This is a genomic window from Stenotrophomonas maltophilia group sp. RNC7, assembly GCF_030910085.1.
GTDB classification, from domain to species: domain Bacteria; phylum Pseudomonadota; class Gammaproteobacteria; order Xanthomonadales; family Xanthomonadaceae; genus Stenotrophomonas; species Stenotrophomonas sepilia.
The window spans coordinates 65,306-84,322 of sequence record NZ_JAVFVN010000888.1 but is presented as its reverse complement, the minus strand read 5'-3'; the positions used below and the strand labels follow the sequence as shown (position 1 = coordinate 84,322).

General features: G+C 67.5%; 11 protein-coding genes. 10 read left to right on the top strand and 1 reads right to left on the bottom strand.

The window, feature by feature from the left end; translation table 11 throughout:
* Positions 1-30: 30 nt before the first annotated feature.
* The 8 genes from RCF13_RS22200 to RCF13_RS22165 all read left to right on the top strand — a co-directional run bounded on the left by RCF13_RS22200 (position 31) and on the right by RCF13_RS22165 (position 13,651).
* On the top strand, positions 31-3,159 hold the full coding sequence (locus RCF13_RS22200) for a TonB-dependent receptor (protein ID WP_188218361.1): 3,129 nt from the start codon (positions 31-33) through the stop codon (positions 3,157-3,159).
* A gap of 130 nt (positions 3,160-3,289) precedes the next feature.
* Positions 3,290-4,048 carry a SapC family protein gene (locus tag RCF13_RS22195; protein WP_134968615.1) on the top strand — a complete coding sequence of 253 codons (759 nt, stop codon included), beginning with the start codon at positions 3,290-3,292 and terminating at the stop codon, positions 4,046-4,048.
* Positions 4,049-4,051: 3 nt separating this feature from the next.
* The gene (locus RCF13_RS22190) at positions 4,052-5,074 is read left to right on the top strand and encodes a cupin-like domain-containing protein (protein WP_134968616.1); all 1,023 of its coding nucleotides are present in this window, start codon (positions 4,052-4,054) and stop codon (positions 5,072-5,074) included.
* An 11-nt stretch (positions 5,075-5,085) separates the two neighbouring features.
* Positions 5,086-6,618: a tryptophan halogenase family protein gene (locus RCF13_RS22185; RefSeq protein ID WP_231352116.1), complete on the top strand. Its 1,533-nt coding sequence runs from the start codon at positions 5,086-5,088 to the stop codon at positions 6,616-6,618.
* A 165-nt stretch (positions 6,619-6,783) separates the two neighbouring features.
* Positions 6,784-8,277, top strand: a complete 1,494-nt coding sequence (gene xylB / locus RCF13_RS22180) for a xylulokinase (protein WP_235643209.1) — start codon at positions 6,784-6,786, stop codon at positions 8,275-8,277.
* Between the two features lie 43 nt (positions 8,278-8,320).
* Positions 8,321-9,655, top strand: coding sequence for a xylose isomerase (gene xylA, locus RCF13_RS22175; RefSeq protein ID WP_134968617.1), 1,335 nt, complete (start codon positions 8,321-8,323; stop codon positions 9,653-9,655).
* 31 nt (positions 9,656-9,686) lie between these two features.
* Entirely contained in the window at positions 9,687-11,096 is a 1,410-nt protein-coding gene (locus RCF13_RS22170; RefSeq protein WP_134968618.1) for a sugar porter family MFS transporter, read from the top strand.
* On the top strand, positions 11,093-13,651 hold the full coding sequence (locus RCF13_RS22165) for an exo 1,3/1,4-beta-D-glucan glucohydrolase (protein ID WP_308141557.1): 2,559 nt from the start codon (positions 11,093-11,095) through the stop codon (positions 13,649-13,651). The genes RCF13_RS22170 and RCF13_RS22165 overlap by 4 nt, the downstream gene beginning before the upstream one ends.
* Positions 13,652-13,659: 8 nt before the next feature.
* On the opposite strand, the gene RCF13_RS22160 is transcribed toward RCF13_RS22165, so the two are convergent.
* The gene (locus tag RCF13_RS22160) at positions 13,660-14,718 is read right to left on the bottom strand and encodes a LacI family DNA-binding transcriptional regulator (protein WP_181357884.1); all 1,059 of its coding nucleotides are present in this window, start codon (positions 14,716-14,718) and stop codon (positions 13,660-13,662) included.
* A gap of 92 nt (positions 14,719-14,810) precedes the next feature.
* Between RCF13_RS22160 and RCF13_RS22155 the strand changes: the two genes are divergently transcribed.
* A complete protein-coding gene (locus tag RCF13_RS22155) occupies positions 14,811-16,985 on the top strand; it encodes an alpha-glucuronidase family glycosyl hydrolase (protein WP_308141556.1) in 2,175 nt (724 codons plus the stop codon).
* Positions 16,986-17,017: 32 nt separating this feature from the next.
* Positions 17,018-18,970 (top strand): sialate O-acetylesterase, encoded by a 1,953-nt coding sequence (locus tag RCF13_RS22150; protein WP_231352756.1) that lies wholly within the window; start codon positions 17,018-17,020, stop codon positions 18,968-18,970.
* The last annotated feature ends 47 nt before the right edge of the window (positions 18,971-19,017 follow it).

Below are 19,017 nucleotides of genomic sequence, written 5' to 3'. Positions count from 1 at the left end.
CCGTGGCACCCCGGGCCCGAGGTCCGGTTCATGAGCCGCGCGTTGGCGAAGTTCCGGTCCCGGGCCATGTTCACCTTCGTAGGTGGTGCCCTGGTCATCAATCCCGCCTTTGCGCAGGACGCCGCACCGGCGACCGGGCCGCAGCCGCAGAGCCAGTCGCAACCCACCCAGCTTGATGCAGTGCAGGTCACGGGCATACGCAACAGCCTGAGCCAGGCCATGGACATCAAGCGCGACTCGGCGGGCGTGGTCGACGCGATCAGTGCCGAGGACATCGGCAAGTTCCCCGATACCAATCTTGCCGAGTCGTTGCAGCGCATCACCGGCATCTCCATCGAGCGCCGTGACGGCGAGGGTGCGCAGGTGACCGCGCGTGGCTTCGGCCCCCAGTTCAACATGGTCACGCTCAACGGTCGGCAGATGCCGGGTGCCGATGCATTCGGTGCCTCTGGACAGGTCGCCATCGGCGGTGTCGACGGCGGCACCCGCGCCTTCAATTTCGCGCAGCTGGCCGCCGAGGCCATCAATGGTATCGAGGTCTACAAGACCAGCCAGGCGCAGGTGCCCAGCGGTGGCATCGGTGCGACGATCAACATCCTGACCTCGCGTCCGCTCGATCACGCCGGCATCGTGGCCAGCGCCGGGGCGAAGCTGGTGTCCGACCAGAGCCAGCCGTTCGACAATGACCTGACACCGGAGCTGTCGGGCATCTTCAGTTACAGCAATCCGGAAAAGACCTTTGGCGTCAGCCTCAGCGCGAGCCAGCAGAAGCGCAAGGGTGGCTCGGTACAGGCCACGGAGAACTACTGGAACGTGCAGCCGTGGACAGGGTCGATGCCGGGCAACCCGACCGTGGTCAATGCTCCGGCCGTCGGCCAGCTTTACGCGAGGCCCAATGACCTGCGCTACGCGTTCTCCGAATTCGAGCGCGAACGCGTCAACGGCCAGGCCGTGCTGCAGTTCGCACCGACGGACAGCCTGACCCTGACCGTGGATTACACCTACTCGACCAACGAGATCACCGAGAATCGCGGCGAGCAGGGCATGTGGTTGCAGAACAGCAACTACACCAACGTCGAGTTCGACACCAGTGGCGCCGTCGCGACGCCGGTCTACATCCGTGAAATCGCCGGCACCAAGGATTTCGGCCTGGAACAGCAGCGCAGCATGCAGGAATACAAGCTGGGCTCGCTGGGCTTCAACGCCGTCTGGAATGTCAGCGACCGCTTCAAGCTCAGCTTCGATGCGCACAACTCGAAGAACGAGAGCCGCCCGAATGACCCGCTCACCGGCGGTGGTTCGATCTTCATGAGCATCGCCGGCACCAACAACTGTACCCGTGGCCCGCATTGCGGTGGCTCCTGGGTGCAGGAGCTGAACTTCAACAATGGCCTGCCGGTTGGCACCCAGGTCTGGTATCCCAGCACCGCCGATGCGGTCGCCGGGACCAATGGCGTGGTCAACCCGGGCTTCCAGGAAGGCGAGGTTGGCACGCAGGTGCTGCGCGTCAACGCGCAGACCCAGATCAGCGAGATCAAGCAGGCCCGCGTCGATGGCGAATGGAACTTCGACCACGGGCGCTTCCAGTTCGGCGTGGACACCAACAAGTCCACCACCCACCGCATCCAGGCCGCCGAGGCCTACTCGACCCTGGGCGACTGGGGCGTGGCCAACGTGGACCGGGATACCGCCGCAGGCCTGATGGACCTGCTGCAGCCGGTCAGCATCGTCGGCCTGTTCGACGACTACAGTGCCAACAGCTGGCCCGCCTGGCGCGGCAATGCCGGGCAGCTCGCGCAATGGGCATCGCGCGAGTACGGCGTCGGCCTGGGTGTGAACCCGCAACGCGCGGCCGACAACTTCGTGGAAGAGAAGACCAAGGCGGCGTACTTCCAGGTGGAGCTGGACGGGGAGCTGGGTGGCATGCGCACCAACACCCGCCTGGGCGTGCGCTATGAAACCACTGACGTGGTGTCGACCTCGGTCATTGCCGTCCCCGAGTCCATCGAGTGGCAGGCCAACAACGATTTCCGCATCGTGCTGTCCGATGAGCAGCAGCCCTTCACAGAGAAGGCGCGGTACAGCTACATCCTTCCCAACCTTGATTTCAGCATCGACCTCACCGAGGAGCTGAAGGGACGTGTTTCGTTCGGCAAGAGCATCGCCCGCGCGCCGTACGGCAATCTCTATGCGGGACCCGGGGCCCAGCAGCCGTTCGGCTCGGTGCTGATCGATCCCTCGTCGCGCGCCAGCGGCAACTCGCAGAACCCGAGCCTGAAGCCGCTGGAATCGGACAACCTCGACCTGGGGCTGGAGTGGTACTTCGCCGATGCCAGCTATGTGTCATTGACCTACTGGAACAAGTCGGTCAGCAACTTCATCGGCAACACCGTCGTCCAGGAAAGCCTGTACGGCCTCACCGACCCGACCTCCGGGCCGGATGCGCGGGCGGCGTTGGACTTCCTGACCAGCGGCGCCTGCGTCGCCCAGGTCGGGCCGGCCAATGCGGCCGCCTGCTCGGCCAACGACACCTCGCTGTTCACCGCGCTGGCATTGCTGCGCAACAATCCTGCCGGCCTCGGCGCCTACAACGGCACTGATGCGCAGGTGCTGGCCACCGAAGCGGCCTACGATCTGTATGGGCAGCCCAACGATCCGCTGTACCAGTTCAACGTCAATCGCCCGATCAACCAGAACAAATCCAAGCTGCATGGCTGGGAGCTGGGCGGCCAGTACTTCTTCGGTGACACCGGCTTCGGCGTGCTGGCCAACTACACCGTGGTCAAAGGCGATGTCGGCTACAACAATGGCGGCGATCCGGGCATCGACCAGTTCTCGCTCACCGGCCTGAGCGACACCGCCAACGCCATGCTGATGTACGAGAAGTACGGGTGGTCTGTGCGCCTGGCATGGAACTGGCGCGACCAGTACCTGATCCTGGCCAACCAGGGCTCCAGCCGCAATCCGTACTATGTGGAGCCGTACGAGCAGTGGGATCTCAGCGTCAACTACGCGCTGGATGACCACTGGTCCTTCAGCCTGGAGGCGATCAACCTGACCGGCGAGGATGTGCGGTGGCGCTCGCGCACGTCGCAGATGATCGTCAAGCTGGCAGACCAGAGCCCGCGCTACATGCTGGGCGTCCGCTACAAGTTCTGAGCCCGGTTGCCGACGCGTCCGGCACGGCACCGCTGCCCGCCAGCGGTGCCGTGCCGGGACGGTGTCGCCGCACCTGTCGCGCCTGCGCTACGCTGCCGGCCAGCCACCCCGCACTGGACTGGATACCCTGATGGCCCGCTACGAAATGCTCAACAACATCGCGCATCGGGACCTGAAGGTCGCCACCGGATTCGGGCCGCAGTTCGGCGATGCCGTGGGCATGGTGCCGGCCTATCCCAGCGAGTTCGCCGAACTGCAGCGTGAGTATCCGATCTTCCTGCGCAGGGAAAGCGGGACGGAAGCGTGGCAGTCCGTGGCCCTGCTGGGTTTCGAACAACACGAGAACCTGTTCCTGCAGGACGGGCGCTGGAATGCTACCTACCTGCCAGGCGCGGCGGCCAAAGGGCCGTTCCTGATCGGCTTCCAGGAGCACTACGTGGATGGCCTGCTCACCCAGGATGCGGTGATGCACGTGGACCTGGACCATCCGCGCGTCATCGACGGTGGCGGGGAGCCGGTGTTCCTGCCGCAGGGCGGCAACACCCCTTACCTGGACCACATCGCCAGCGTGCTGCGCGGCATCCACGAGGGCAGTGCCTTCGCGGCCGGGATGTTCACGATGCTCGACGACTGCGGCCTCATCCAGCCGGTCACGCTCGACGTGCAGATCGCGCCGCACCACCGGGTGAGCGTGAGCGGATTGCATGGCATCGACCGCGAGCGCCTGGCGGCGCTGGACAGTTCGCGACTGGCTGCGTTGAACCGCGCCGGTTACCTGGAAGGTGCGTACCTGATGCTTGCCTCGCTGCATAACATGCGCCGCCTGATCGCCGAGAAGCAGCGCCGTCTCCGCGTCCAGGACTGCACCGCGCAGGCGGCCAGGAACTGACCGGTGTACGCCCGCCTGCCGATGCGGATCCTGGAAGGCATCGATCCTGCCGCCCTGCCATTGGCTGCCCTGGTGGAGGCCGGTGAGCCGGTCGTACTGCGCGGCATCGCCACCGATTGGCCACTGGTCCAGGCCGGGCTGAGCGGGGTGCAGGACGCAATGGCGTACCTGTGCAGCGTCGATGCGGGTGCGCCTATCCAGTACTCGTTCGGCGGCGCCGAGATCGGGGGGCGCCCGTTCTACAGCGCGGACTTCACCCGGTTGAATTTCGAAGTGCGGCGCGGCGGGCTGGCCCGGGTGCTGGAAGAGATCGCCGCGACGCTGCATGCACCGCAACCGCCAACCTACTACGTGGCCTCGCTGCCGATCGCGCGGGCACTGCTGCCGGCATTCGCGCAGGCCAACGACGCCGGTCTGGCGAAGCAGGGCATCGACGCCACCGCCAGCATCTGGATCGGCAACCGGGTGACGGCCTCGTGCCATTTCGACACACCCGACAACCTCGCCTGCTGCGCGGTGGGGCAGCGCGAGTTCACCCTGTTCCCGCCCGACCAGATCGACAATCTGTATCCGGGCCCGCTCGATCCCACGCCGGGGGGACAGGTGGTCAGCGTGGTGGACTTCGAACAGCCCGACTTCGATCGGCATCCACGTTTCCGCGAGGCGCTGGCGCAGGCGCGCCGCGCGGTGCTTGGGCCCGGCGATGCGATCTTCATTCCCAGCATGTGGTGGCACCATGTACGCAGCCTGGAACCGTTCAACGTGCTGGTGAACTACTGGTGGCGAAGCTCGCCGGCCTGGCTGGGATCCGCGCTGGCGGCGCTGCACCACGCGATGTGGTCCGTGCGTGATCTGCCGGCGCGCGAAAAGCAGGCCTGGGAAGGGCTCTTCCGCTACTACGCCTTCGGCCCTGGCGAGCGCGCGGGGCAGCACCTGCCTGACGCCGCTCGCGGGGATCTGGCACCGTTCGACGAGCAGCGCGCCCGCCGCATGCGCGCGATGCTGCTGGGCAGGCTCAACCGTTGAGAGAGGGCACCATGTTGGATACCCAGAGCACGCCTTCAGGGCGCATCCGCAAGGTGGTCATTGCCGGTGGCGGTACGGCGGGTTGGCTGGCCGGCTGCGCGCTTGCGCACCAGTTCCGTGACCAGCTGCAGATCACGCTGGTCGAGTCCGAGCAGATCGGCACGGTCGGTGTCGGTGAGTCCACTGTGCCGCCGATCCGCACCTTCCACCGCTTCCTGCAGATCGACGAGCAGGAGTTCCTGCGCGCGGTGGCAGGCACCTTCAAGCTGTCGATCTCGTTCGAGAACTGGCGCCTGCCGGGCGATCGCTTCTTCCATCCGTTCGGCACCATCGGCCATGGCACCTGGGCGGCCCCCTTCCATCACTTCTGGCTGGACAGCCTGCGCCGCGGCATGCCCTCGGACCTGGGCGACTTCTGCCTGGAGAGCATCGCCTCGCGTGGCGACCGCTTCTCGCTGCACACCCAGCCGCAGGCCAGCTATGCGTATCACTTCGATGCCGGGCTGTATGCGCGGTTCCTGCGCGGCAGGGCCGAGGCCCACGGCCTGCGCCGGATCGAAGGCCGGATCGCCCAGGTCAGGCAGCACGCGCACGACGGTTCGGTGCAGGCGCTGGTGCTGGACGACGGCCAGGTGATCGAGGGCGATCTGTTCATCGACTGCACCGGCTTCCGCGGCCTGCTGATCGAGCAGGCACTGGGCACCGGCTACGAGGACTGGCACGAATGGCTGCCGTGCGACCGGGCCGTGGCGGTGCAGACCGAAGCGGTGGCGCCGCCGGTGCCCTATACCCGGGCGATCGCCCACGAGGCGGGGTGGCGCTGGCACATCGCGCTGCAGCACCGCGTTGGCTGCGGGCTGGTGTATGACAGCCGCCATCTGTCCGATGACGAGGCCGCCGCGAAACTGCTGCGCGATGCCGGGGCTCCACCCTTGCGCGATCCATGGAAGGTGCCGTTCCGCAGTGGACGCCGGCTGAAGGCCTGGAACAGGAACGTGGTGTCGCTCGGGCTGGCCAGCGGCTTCATCGAACCGCTGGAGTCGACCAGCATCCATCTGACGATCAGCGCGGTAGTGCGCCTGATCCAGCTGTTCCCGTTCGACGGCATCAGTGCGTCGCTGGTGCAGCTGTACAACGATGTCAGCCGCCAGGAAATGGAGCATGTGCGCGACTTCATCATCCTGCACTACCACGCCACGCAGCGCAGCGAACCGATGTGGAAGGCCTGTCGCGAGATGCGCGTGCCGGAGTCGCTGCAGCAGCGGCTGCAGGCGTGGCGCGAGCGTGCGCATGCGTGGCAGGACCCCGGCGAGCTGTTCCGCGTCGAATCCTGGACCAGCGTGCTGCTCGGGCAGGGCATCGCGCCCGGTCCTGCGCACCCGCTGGCGCGGGCCGTGAGTGATGTCGATCTGCGCACCTTGTTGAAGGGCATCCAACGGCCTGTGCAGCAGGCCGCCGCGCAGATGCCGGCGCAGGCGGAGTTCATCGCGCAGTACTGCAGGTCGGGCGTGGACGTGTGGCGTTCGACGGCAGCAAGCGCGTAGCAGGGTTTTGCGTTGCAGCACGCTTTTTCCGCTGCAGCTGGTTACAGTGCGGCAACACCGCGGGCGATGACGCGCGCGGTGGCAACGAGGGGGCCGGACACCACGCCCCCTTTTTGAGTCCACGGAATGTTAGCGCTACCTTTTTGTTGATCGGAGGCGGTTTCGATGGGTCTGGTTGCAGGGATCGATGCAGGGACGCAGAGCCTGAAGGTGCTGGTCTATGACCCGCGGAAGCAGGCGGTGGTGGCCTCGGCCAGCGCGCCGCTCGCGCTGGACAGCGGTGCCGATGGCAGCCGTGAACAGGCGCCGGCCGACTGGGTGTCGGCCCTGCGCGACTGCTTTGCCCGGATCGATCCCTCGCTGCGCGCGCGCATCGTCGCACTGGCGGTATCGGGCCAGCAGCATGGGTTCGTGCCAGTTGACGATGCTGGCGAGGTCCTGGCACCGGCCAAGCTGTGGTGCGACACCAGCACCTCGGCCGAATGCATCCAGATCATGGACGCCGTGGGCGGGTTCCAACGAACCATCGCGCTGGCGGGCAACCCGATCCTGGCCGGCTACACGGCCTCCAAGCTGCCCTGGACCCGGATCCACCGTGCCGACGCCTATGCGCGGCTGGCGACCATCCTGCTGCCACACGACTACCTGAATTTCGTGTTGACCGGGCAGCGGTTCTGCGAGCTTGGCGACGCGTCCGGAACCGGCTGGCTGGACGTGCGCACGCGCACCTGGTCGCAGGAACTGCTGCGCGCCACCGATCCTGATCGTGATCTTGCTGCCTGCCTGCCGCCGATCGCTGCGCCCGATGCCCTGTTCGATATCGCGCCGGAGGCCGCGGCCGCGCTCGGGCTTGCAGCGGCGGTGAAGGTGGCCGTTGGTGGCGGCGACAACATGATGGCGGCGATCGGCACCGGCTGCGTCACGGAAGGGCGGCTGGCGATGAGCCTGGGAACCTCCGGAACGCTGTTTGCGTATTCCGGCTCGCCGGTGATCGATCCGGATGGCGCGTGGGCGGCGTTCTGCTCGTCCACGGGGGGCTGGCTGCCGCTGATCTGCACCATGAACTGCACCGTTGCCACCGAACGCGTGGCCAGCGCCTTCGGTTTCAGCACCCGCGACGGTGACGCGCATCTTCGCGCAACGCCGCCGGGGGCAGGGGGCCTGGTGATGCTGCCGTTCCTCAATGGCGAACGTACCCCTGACCTGCCGCTCGGCAAGGGGGTGCTGGCGGGCCTGGATATCGCCAATTTCACCCCGGCGCATCTCTACCGCGCCGCCATGGAGGGCGCGACCTACAGCCTGAAGTACGGCTACGACGCCTTCATCCGCGCGGGCATGCAGTTCGATCGCATCGTGCTCACCGGCGGCGGCAGCAACAGCGCTGCCTGGCGTCAGCTGGTGGCCGATGTATTCGGCCTGCCGGTGGAGGTCCCGGTGCAGGCCGAGGGTGCGGCGTTTGGAGCGGCGCTGCAGGCGTTGTGGGCGCTCGCCCGATCGCAGGGCAACGCCACTTCGATCAGCGACATCACCGCACGGCACGTCACCGTCGATCCCGCGCTGTCCGCGCGCCCGGATCCGGATCGCAGCGATGCCTATGCACGGGCCTACGCACGCTTCCTCAGTCATCTTGATGCCATCACGCCGCTGCAGCGCGGCTGATGGCTCCTCCACAACACCCCGTACAACGACAGGAGCACGCACCATGAGCACGCAGCCCTTCATCGGCGCCAAGGAATACTTCCCCGGCGTCGGCCGCATCCCGTTCGAGGGCAAGGGCTCGGACAATCCGCTTGCCTTCAAGGTCTACGATGCCAGCCGGGTCATTGGTGGCAAGACCATGCAGGAGCATCTGCGCTTCGCCGTGTGCTACTGGCACACCTTCTGCAATGCCGGGCACGATCCGTTCGGCCCCGGCACCCGGCAGTTCCCGTGGGAGGCATCGTCGCCGCTGGCCACGGCAGAAGCAAAGGTGGACGCGGCGTTCGAGTTCTTCACCAAGCTGGGCGTGCCGTACTGGTGCTTCCACGATATCGACCTGGCGCCGGATGCCGACGACATCGGCCAGTACCAGAAGAACCTCTCGCATATGGTGGGCCTGGCCAAGGCACGCCAGGAGGCCACCGGCGTCAAGCTGCTGTGGGGCACGGCCAACCTGTTCTCGCACCCCCGCTACATGAACGGCGCATCGACCAATCCCGACTTCGCGGTGGTCGCGCGTGCAGCCGTGCAGGTCAAGGCCGCCCTGGAGGCCACGGTCGAACTCGGTGGCGAGCACTACGTGTTCTGGGGCGGGCGCGAAGGCTATGCGTCGCTGGCCAATACCCAGATGAAGCGGGAGATCGAGCATTTCGCGCGCTTCCTGACCATGGCACGCGACTATGGCCGCAGCATCGGGCTGAAGGGCAACTTCCTGATCGAGCCCAAGCCGATGGAGCCGATGAAGCACCAGTACGACTTCGACAGTGCCACGGTGGTGGGCTTCCTGAAGGAAAACGGGCTGGACAAGGACTTCAAGCTCAACATCGAGGCCAACCACGCCACGTTGTCCGGCCATACCTTCGAGCACGACCTGCAGGTCGCGTCCGATCATGGCCTGCTCGGCAGCATCGATGCCAACCGCGGCAACGCACAGAACGGCTGGGACACCGACCAGTTCCCCAGCGATCTGTACGACACCGTGGGCGCAATGCTGGTCGTGCTGCGCCAGGGCGGCCTGGAGGGCGGGTTGAACTTCGATGCGAAGGTGCGCCGTGAGTCGACCGACCTGGAGGATCTGTTCATTGCCCATATCGGCGGCATGGATGCGTTCGCACGCGGGCTGGAGGTTGCCCATGCACTGCTGACCGAGTCGCCGTGGGAACAATGGCGTGCGCAACGCTACGCCAGCTTCGATTCCGGCGCCGGCCAGGATTTCGAGCGTGGCACGCTCAGCCTGCCGGACCTGGCGGCACTGGCCGCCCGCCTCGGCGAACCGCGCCAGGCCAGCGGCAAGCAGGAGCGTTACGAAAACCTGCTCAACCAGTACCTGCTGCGCTGAGCGCGGCAACGGTGCATTCAAGGGGACGGGGATGAACCAGGCAGCAGGCAGCGGTGAGAACACGCGGCTGATCGTACTGATCAGCGTGGTGGCGACGATTGGCGGTTTTCTGTTCGGCTTCGACAGCGGCGTGATCAATGGCACCCAGGATGGCCTGCACCAGGCGTTCCGGTCCGGCGAGTGGATGCAGGGCTTCGAGATCGCGTCGATGCTGCTGGGCTGTGCGGTGGGCGCGTTCAGTGCAGGCCGGCTGGCCGACCGGCTCGGCCGTCGCAACGTACTGATCCTTTCGGCAGTGATGTTCCTGCTGTCGGCGCTCGGTGCCGGGGCGGCGGTCTCGTCGGGCTGGTTCATTGCGGCACGGGTGGTGGGCGGATTCGCGGTAGGCGCGGCCAGCGTGATCTCGCCGGCCTACATTGCCGAGGTCGCTCCGGCCCGTTACCGCGGCCGCCTGGCTACGGTGCAGCAGATCGCGATCATCACCGGGCTCACCGCCGCGTTCCTGTCCAACTACCTGCTGGCGGCTGCAGCGGGCGCGTCGACCGAACCGCTGTGGGGTGGGCAGGCCGCCTGGCGCTGGATGTTCTGGATGCAGGCCGCGCCATCACTGGTGTTCCTGCTGCTGTTGCTGACCATTCCGGAGAGCCCGCGCTACCTGGTGGTGAAACGGCGCAAGGACGACGCCCTGCGGGTACTGACCCGGCTGCTGGGCAGCGACAAGGCCAGGGCCACGCTCGAGGAGATCGATGCCTCGCTGTCCAACGACCATCATCGCCCGCGCCTGTCCGATCTGAAGAGCCGGGCGACCGGGCGGATCCGCCCGATTGTGTGGGTCGGCGTCGGGCTGGCCTGCTTCCAGCAGCTGGTCGGCATCAACGTGGTGTTCTACTACGGCGCCGTGCTGTGGCAGGCGGTCGGCTTTTCCGAGAACGACGCGCTGCTGATCAACGTGCTGTCCGGCGCGCTGAGCATCGGCGCCTGCGTGGTCACCGTGCTGCTGATCGACCGGATCGGCCGCAAGCCCTTGCTGTGGTTCGGCTCGGCCGGGATGTCGCTGTCGCTTGCTCTGGTGGTGGTGGCGTTTGCCAGCGGTTCGCTGGCCGACGGGCATCTACAGCTGCCCGGCCGCATGGGCACGCTGGCGCTGGTGGCGGCCAATGCCTACGTCGTGTTCTTCAATCTGTCCTGGGGGCCGGTGATGTGGGTGATGCTGGGCGAGATGTTCCCGAACCAGATCCGCGGTTCGGCACTGGCAGTCGCCGGCGCGGCGCAGTGGACCTCCAACTTCGTGGTCACGGTGACGTTCCCGATGCTGCTGGCCGCGGCAGGGCTGGCAGCCACCTACGGCATCTACCTGGTGGCTGCCGTGATCTCGGTGATCTTCGTCGTCCGACATGTGCACGAGACCAAGGGCAAGGAACTGGAGCAGATGGAAGGATGAGCGCCATGACATCGCAGACCTTCGTAATCCGCAGCGGCGCGCTGGTCGCCGCACTGATGCTGGGATTGCTCGGCTGCCGCGGCCAGGACCGGGCTGCCGCCGCCGCAGCCACCGACAAGGATCCCTGGCCGGAGGTCACTTGGCCGCTGGCTGCGGACCCGGCGCTGGAGAAGCGCATCACCGACCTGATGGCCGGCATGACGGTGGAGGACAAGGTCGGCCAGCTGGTGCAGGGCGACATCGCCAGCGTCACTCCAGATGATGTGCGCCGCTACCGGCTCGGCTCGATCCTGGCCGGGGGCAACTCCGATCCCGGTGGCCGCTATGACGCGTCGCCGGCCGAATGGCTGGCGCTGGCCGACGCCTTCTACGACGCCTCGATGGATACCTCGAAAGGCGGCAAGGCCATTCCGCTGCTGTTCGGCATCGATGCCGTGCACGGGCAGAGCAACATCATTGGCGCCACGTTGTTCCCCCACAATATCGGGCTGGGCGCCACGCGCGATCCGGAGCTGCTGCGGCAGATCGGTGGCATCACCGCGCTGGAGACCCGCGTCACCGGCATGGAATGGACGTTCGCGCCAACCGTTGCCGTACCCCAGGATGATCGCTGGGGACGCACCTACGAAGGCTACTCCGAATCGCCGGACGTGGTGGCCAGCTATGCCGCCGCCATGGTGGAGGGGCTGCAGGGCAGGGTGGGAACCCCGGAGTTCCTCGATGGCCGCCATGTGATCGCCTCGGTGAAGCACTTCCTGGGCGATGGCGGCACCACTGACGGTAAGGACCAGGGCGACACCCGCATCAGCGAGTCAGATCTGGTGCGCATCCACGCCGCCGGATATCCGCCGGCAATCGCCGCCGGCGCGCAGACCGCGATGGCGTCGTTCAACAGCGTCAACGGTGAAAAGATGCATGGGCACCGGCACTACCTCACCGATGTGCTCAAGGGCCGCATGAACTTCGGAGGCTTCGTGGTGGGTGACTGGAATGGTCATGGACAGGTCAAGGGCTGCACCACTACAGACTGCCCGGCCACGATCAACGCGGGCCTGGACATGGCGATGGCCTCGGACAGCTGGAAGGGTTTCTACGGGACGACGCTGGCTGCGGTGAAGGATGGGCGGATCACGCCGCAACGCCTGGACGATGCGGTGCGCCGGATCCTGCGGGTCAAGTTCCGCCTTGGGCTGTTCGAGGCCGGCAGGCCTTCCACGCGGGCCGTCGGCGGGCAGTTCGCACTGATCGGCGCGCCGGCACATCGCGCGGTTGCCCGGCAGGCCGTGCGCGAATCGCTGGTCCTGCTGAAGAACCAGAACGGCCTCCTGCCGCTGTCGCCGAAGCAGCGGATCCTCGTGGCCGGCGACGGTGCCGACGATGTCGGCAAGCAGGCCGGCGGCTGGACGCTCAACTGGCAGGGCACCGGCACCACCCGCAAGGACTTCCCCAATGCGGACACGATCTATGAGGGCATCGCGCGCCAGGCCAGCGCGGCGGGGGGTGAAGCCGTGCTTTCCGTCGACGGTCGCTACGCAGTGAAGCCCGATGTGGCGGTGGTGGTGTTTGGCGAGGACCCCTATGCCGAGTTCCAGGGAGACCGGCCGACGCTGGCCTACAAGCCCGGCAACGAAACGGACCTGGCGCTGCTCAAGCGGCTCAAGGCCGATGGCATACCGGTTGTCGCGGTCTTCCTGAGCGGGCGGCTGCTCTGGGTGAACCGGGAAATCAATGCCGCCGATGCCTTCGTGGCTGCGTGGCTGCCGGGTTCGGAAGGCGCCGGGATTGCCGATGTGCTGCTGCGCGGAAGCGATGGCCGCGTGCAGTACGATTTCAAGGGCAAGCTCAGTTTCAGCTGGCCGCGCACTGCCACCCAATACGCCAACAACGTCGGCCAGAAGGACTACGATCCATTGTTTGCGTTCGGCTTCGGCCTGACCTACGCCGACAACGGCGACCTGGACGCGCTGCCGGAGGCATCGGGCGTGACCGGCAACGAGGGCGCGACCGGCGTGTTCTTTGCGCGCGGTGACGCGGGTCCTGGCATGGCGCTGCGGCTCGAGGATGCTGCTGGCCAGGGCCTGAGCGTGACCCGCGTGCCGGATGCATTGCCCGATGATCGGCTGAAGATCACCGGCGTGGATCATCTGGCGCAGGAGGATGGGCGACGCCTGGCCTGGTCGGGCAATGGCGAAGCCGTCGCGGCACTGCAGTCGCACACGACGCTGGACCTGCAGCGCGAATCCAACGGCGACCTGATGCTGCTGACCACGCTGCGGGTGGACGCAGCCCCGAAGGGTGATGCGTGGCTGTCGGTCGGTTGCGGCGTGGGCTGCTCGGCGCGCATCGCCATCGGGCCGGCGCTGGCGGCGCTTCCACAGGGCCAGTGGAAGCGTGTCGGCGTGCCGCTGAAGTGCCTGGCCAAGGCGGGCGCCAAGCTGGACGCGATCGACCGACCGTGGTCGGTGGCGACGGGCGATGCGATGACGATCTCCGTGTCACGCGTCGCGCTGGGTGCGCTGAACGAAGCCGAGGTCACCCTCGGATGCGGAGCATGAGGCCTGCGCTACCGCGCACGGGGAGGCGCGGCGACCGAACCGCGTGCGATCAGCCGATGCGGCATCACATGATCGCGCAGCACCGTTGCGTCCCCCGCCGGACGGCGGATGGTGCGCAGCAGGATGTCGACGGCCGCGTTGGCCATCGAGGCGATGGGCTGGTGGATCGTGGTCAGTTCCGGCCACACGGTGGTGGCGGCCGAGGTGTCATCGAATCCCACGACCGACAGGTCGCGCGGCACTTCCAGCCCGCGTCGGTGCGCGACGGATATGGCGGCGGCGCCCATGTCGTCGTTGCTGGCGAAAATCGCGGTCGGTGGCCGGCGTTGGGACAACAGCTTTTCGGCCGCAGCCAGGCCGGATCGGTAGGTGTAGTCACCGTGCTGGACCAGGCCGGGTTCCACCGCCAGCCCGGCGTCGCGCAGGGCGGTGACGAAGCCGTCGTAGCGGAGCGCACTTGCGCTCAGGTCATCGCGCCCACGGATGAAACCGATGCGGGTGTGTCCCTGCCGGAGCAGGTGATCGGTCATTTCCTTGCCGGCACTGAAATCGTCGATGCGGACGCAGGACAGGGCCTCGCTCAGGCGCCCCGATGCGATGGCCACCACCGGAATGCCAGCCTTGACCAGTTCGCTTACGGCGGCCTGCGATTCGCAAAGGGGCGGCGGCAGGATCACCCCGTCGACGCGTCCGGCGAGCGCGCGCGCCGCCCTGCGTTCGGATTCGGCATCCAGGTTGTCCCAGTAGTCGATGACCAGCTGGATGGCGGAACTGGAGGCGACGCGCAGCAGGCCCACCAGCAGTTCGCGCAGGTAGGCGCCGCTGGGGTTGGTGTAGATCAGCGCAATGCGCGTGTGCTGTGCGGCGGCCAGCGAACTGGCGGCAAGATTGGGCGTATAGCCCAGCTCACGCACGGCGCGCAGCACGCGCTCGCGGGTGACGTCGCGCACCTTGCCCTGGTTGATCACCCGCGACACGGTCATCGGCGAAACGCCGGCAAGGGCCGCAACCTCGTCGATCGTCACGCCAGCGGTTCTGCGGCGAACCGATTTCTTCGGCTTGTCCAATGCACGATCCCTTTGTTCTTGGTGGCGCTGCCGCGCGGGTGCGAAGGACGATGATGCGCTGCCCCGGGCCCGGACGTAGTCTACAAAGGCGCATGTTAACGCCGTTGTTGCGTGCTGTCGGCACGCGCCTGTTGGCCGTGGTCGCACTGCTGGCCTGTGCTGGCGGGGCACGGTCGGAGGATGGCTATGCGCTGTGGATGCGCTACCAGCCGGTTGCCGCAACGGTTGCTGCCGATTACCGGCGGCAACTGGCCGAAGTGGTGGCCCCGGATGGCACGCCGATGCAGCGCGCCACCCGCGACGAGCTTGCGCGGAGCCTTTCTGGATTGCTGGGAACGGCACCGCCAATGCGAACGGCAATCACTACTGACCATGCCCTGGTGCTGGGTACGCCGCAGTCTTCGGTGCTGGTTGCCGCGTTCGACAACGAGATCGCCACGTTGGGCGACGAGGGCTTCCTGATCCGGCAGGTCCGGACCGAGGGGCGCGATGTGCTGCTGGTGGCGGCACGCCGGGATGTCGGCGTGCTGTATGGCACGTTCCACCTGCTGCGCCTGTTGCAGCGTGGCATGCCGCTGCAGGGGCTGAACGTGCGGGAGTCGCCGCGGGTCGCACTGCGTGTGCTCGACCATTGGGACAACCTGGACCGCTACGTCGAGCGTGGCTATGCAGGCAGCTCGCTGTGGGACTGGCAGACGTTGCCGCAATGGCGTGACCCGCGCTACACCGACTACGCCCGTGCCAACGCTTCGCTCGGCATCAACGGCACCGTCCTCAACAACGTCAACGCCAGTGCGCTGAGCCTGTCGCCGGCCTATCTGGCCAAGGCCGCCGCGCTGGCCGACCTGTTCCGCCCCTATGGCATCCGGGTCTACCTGAGCGCACGCTTCAGTGCGCCCATCGAGCTCGGCGGCCTGGCGACGGCTGACCCGTTGGATCCCGGCGTGCGGCGCTGGTGGCGCGACAAGGTCGATGAGATCCATGCGCACATTCCGGATTTCGGCGGCTTCCTGGTCAAGGCGAACTCGGAGGGGCAACCCGGCCCGCAGGATTACGGTCGTTCCCATGCCGACGGCGCCAACCTGCTGGCCGACGCGCTGGCGCCCTACAACGGCGTGGTGATGTGGCGGGCCTTCGTGTATTCGCACGAGGTTCCCGAAGATCGCGCCAAGCAGGCGTACAGCGAGTTTGTCGGGCTGGACGGTGCCTTCCGGCCCAACGTGATCGTCCAGGTGAAGAACGGCCCCATCGACTTCCAGCCGCGCGAGCCGTTCCATCCGCTGTTCGGCGCGATGCCACGCACGCCGCTGATGATGGAGCTGCAGATCACCAAGGAGTACCTGGGTTTTGCGACGCACCTGGTGTACCTGGGAACGCTCTACGAAGAAGTGCTGCAGGCCGACACCCATGCCCGTGGCGAAGGCTCCACGGTTGCCCGCGTGGTCGATGGTTCGCTGGAGGGCCACGCACTGACCGGTATCGCCGGCGTCGCCAACATCGGCATGGACCGTACCTGGAGTGGCTCGCACTTCGACCAGGCCAACTGGTACGCCTTCGGCCGACTGGCATGGAACCCGCAGCAATCCGCGCGCGCGATTGCCGAAGACTGGGCAGCGCTGACGTTCTCGCCCGACCCGCAGGTGACCGGCCCGATCGTGCGGATGATGATGGACTCGCGCGAGGCGGCAGTGGATTACATGACGCCGCTGGGCCTGCATCACCTCATGGCACGCGGCCATCACTACGGCCCCGGCCCCTGGGTGGAGGGCGGCCCGCGTGCGGACTGGACGTCGGTCTACTACCACCGCGCAGATAGCCAGGGCATCGGCTTTGACCGCAGCGCCAGCGGAAGCAACGCCGTGGGCCAGTACGCGCCGCAGGTGGCCGAGGTCTATGGCGACCCCGAGCGCGTGCCCGAGTCGCTGCTGCTGTGGTTCCATCATGTGCCGTGGGACCGCCGCATGCGCTCGGGCAGGACGCTCTGGGATGAGCTGGTCGGGCGCTATTCGCGCGGCGTGCGCCAGGTGCAGTCGATGCAGGCGACCTGGGCCGGCCTGCGCGGCCGGATCGATCCGCAGCGGCATCGGCACGTCGCGGCGTTCCTGCAGATCCAGCACGACGAAGCGCAATGGTGGCGTGACGCCAGCGTGGCGTACTTCCAGTCGCTCAGTGGCCGGCCGCTGCCCGCCGGCGAGCAGCCGCCGCCGCATCCCTTGTCGTACTACCAGGCCTTGCAGTTTCCGTTCGCACCGGGGGATGGCCGATGAGCAGGTTCGGAGCAGTCGGGTGTGCGCTGTTGATGATGGCTGCGCTAGTGGTGGCGATGCCGGCCGCAGCGCGGGAAACGACGGGCCTGCTGCATCCCCTGTTCAGGGATCACGCGGTCCTGCAGCGCGACGGGCCCATTGCGGTCTGGGGGCACGCAGGCCCCGGGCAGCCGGTTTCCGTGACGTTTGCCGGGCAGGCGGTAAGCACCCGGGCGGACGCCGCAGGCGGCTGGCAGGCGACGCTGCCCCCGGTGGCCGCGGGCGGTCCGCATACGCTGGAGGTAAACGCCGGGACACGTCGGGAGATGGCGCGCGACGTGCTGGTCGGCGACGTGTGGCTGTGCTCGGGCCAGTCGAACATGGAACTGCCGGTGTGGCGCTCGCTCAACGCAGCCAGCGAGATCGCCGCAGCCACGATGCCACGGATCCGGCTGTTCACCGTGCCGCAGCACGCCGCCGTGCAGGCACAGGAGAGCTTCAACGGCAGCACTGCCTGGACATCGGCAACGCCTGATACGGTGCGCGATTTCTCCGCCACCTGCTTCTACTTCGCGCGCGAACTGCAGCGCACCGTCGACGTGCCGATGGGGCTGATCGAGGCGGCGTGGGGCGGCTCGCGGATCGAGGCCTGGACCAGCGTGGGTGCGCTGCGAGAGCAGGGCGGCCTGGACGAGCCCCTCGATATCCTCGCGCGGTCTGCGCGTGATCCGCTGGAGGCACGCGCAGCCTGGGGCCGCTACTGGCAGCACTGGTGGGCCATGCGTGACGGCGCGCTGCCCGGCGACGCACCTTGGCGCGCGGACACCGATGACGGCGGCTGGTCACGCGCACCGGCCGCGCTGGGGGCGTGGGAGCGGTGGAACGTGCCCGCGCTTGCCGACTACAACGGCATGGTCTGGTATCGCACGCAGGTGGTGCTGAGCGCTGAACAGGCTGCACGCGGCGCGACCCTGGAGCTGGCATCGGCCGACGAGGTGGACGTGAGCTGGGTGAACGGCGTGTCCGTGGGCAGCCAGTACGGCTCCGGCCAGAGGCGCTACCCGTTGCCCGGCGGCCTGCTGAAAGCAGGGTCCAACAGCATTGCGGTCAACGTGCTGGACACCTACGGTGAAGGCGGCCTGGCTGGCCCCACCACGGCATACGGCCTGCAGTTCGACAACGGTGAGCGGGTGGCACTGCAGGGTCCGTGGAAGTACCGGGTGGCGCCGGGCCAACAGGCGCCGCCGTTTGCCCCCTGGCAGGCCGCCACCGGGCTGTCGACGCTGTACAACGGAATGATCGCACCGCTCGGCGCTTTCGGGCTGCGCGGCATGCTGTGGTACCAGGGTGAATCGAACACCGGTGATGGCGCGGCGTACGCGGCGCGGTTGCGTGCGCTGCGCGACGATTGGCGGCGTCAGTTCGGTGCGCGCACGCCACTGCTGTTCGCGCAGCTGGCCAGCTATGGCCAGCCGCCGGTTGCGCCCGCCGACAGCGGTTGGGCGCAGGTGCGCGAGGCGCAGCGGCGCGTCGCCGCCGAGGACGCGCAGAGCGGGCTCGCCATCGCCATCGACATCGGCGATGCCTACGACATCCACCCGCCGAACAAGCAGGAGCTCGGGCGCCGCCTGGCGCGCGTGGCCCGCTACGTGGTGTACGGCGAGCAGGATCTGGCACCGTCAGGTCCGCGGGCGGTCACCGCCGTGCGGACGCCCACGGCCGTCGCCATTGCGTTCGAGGATGTCGAAGGCGCGCTCACCGCAACCGGTGCGCTGCGTCCGATCGGCTTTGAACTGTGCGAGGCCAGGGGCCATGCGCGCCACTGCGAGTACGCCGACGCCGAACTGGATGCACGCCGGATCCTGCTGCGAGGCCCGCTGTCGACGCGCGCAACGCATGTCCGCTACTGCTGGGCCGATGGCCCGGTGTGCACGCTGCGCGATCGCAGCGGGGCGCCGGCCGGCCCGTTCGAACTTCCCATTGCCGAAGCCGAGGCCCGACGATGATGACGTTGTCCACGCAGTCCCCTGTGGCCCGCGACAGGGCCGGCCTG

What these genes read in the sequence shown, in the direction of transcription:
- RCF13_RS22200 (WP_188218361.1), top strand. Translation starts at nt 31, where the DNA reads ATGAGCCGCGCGTTGGCGAAGTTCCGGTCCCGGGCCATGTTCACCTTC.
- RCF13_RS22150 (WP_231352756.1), top strand. Translation starts at nt 17,018, where the DNA reads ATGATGGCTGCGCTAGTGGTGGCGATGCCGGCCGCAGCGCGGGAAACG.
- RCF13_RS22155 (WP_308141556.1), top strand. Translation starts at nt 14,811, where the DNA reads ATGTTAACGCCGTTGTTGCGTGCTGTCGGCACGCGCCTGTTGGCCGTG.
- RCF13_RS22185 (WP_231352116.1), top strand. Translation starts at nt 5,086, where the DNA reads ATGTTGGATACCCAGAGCACGCCTTCAGGGCGCATCCGCAAGGTGGTC.
- RCF13_RS22170 (WP_134968618.1), top strand. Translation starts at nt 9,687, where the DNA reads ATGAACCAGGCAGCAGGCAGCGGTGAGAACACGCGGCTGATCGTACTG.
- xylB (WP_235643209.1), top strand. Translation starts at nt 6,784, where the DNA reads ATGGGTCTGGTTGCAGGGATCGATGCAGGGACGCAGAGCCTGAAGGTG.
- RCF13_RS22165 (WP_308141557.1), top strand. Translation starts at nt 11,093, where the DNA reads ATGAGCGCCATGACATCGCAGACCTTCGTAATCCGCAGCGGCGCGCTG.
- xylA (WP_134968617.1), top strand. Translation starts at nt 8,321, where the DNA reads ATGAGCACGCAGCCCTTCATCGGCGCCAAGGAATACTTCCCCGGCGTC.
- RCF13_RS22195 (WP_134968615.1), top strand. Translation starts at nt 3,290, where the DNA reads ATGGCCCGCTACGAAATGCTCAACAACATCGCGCATCGGGACCTGAAG.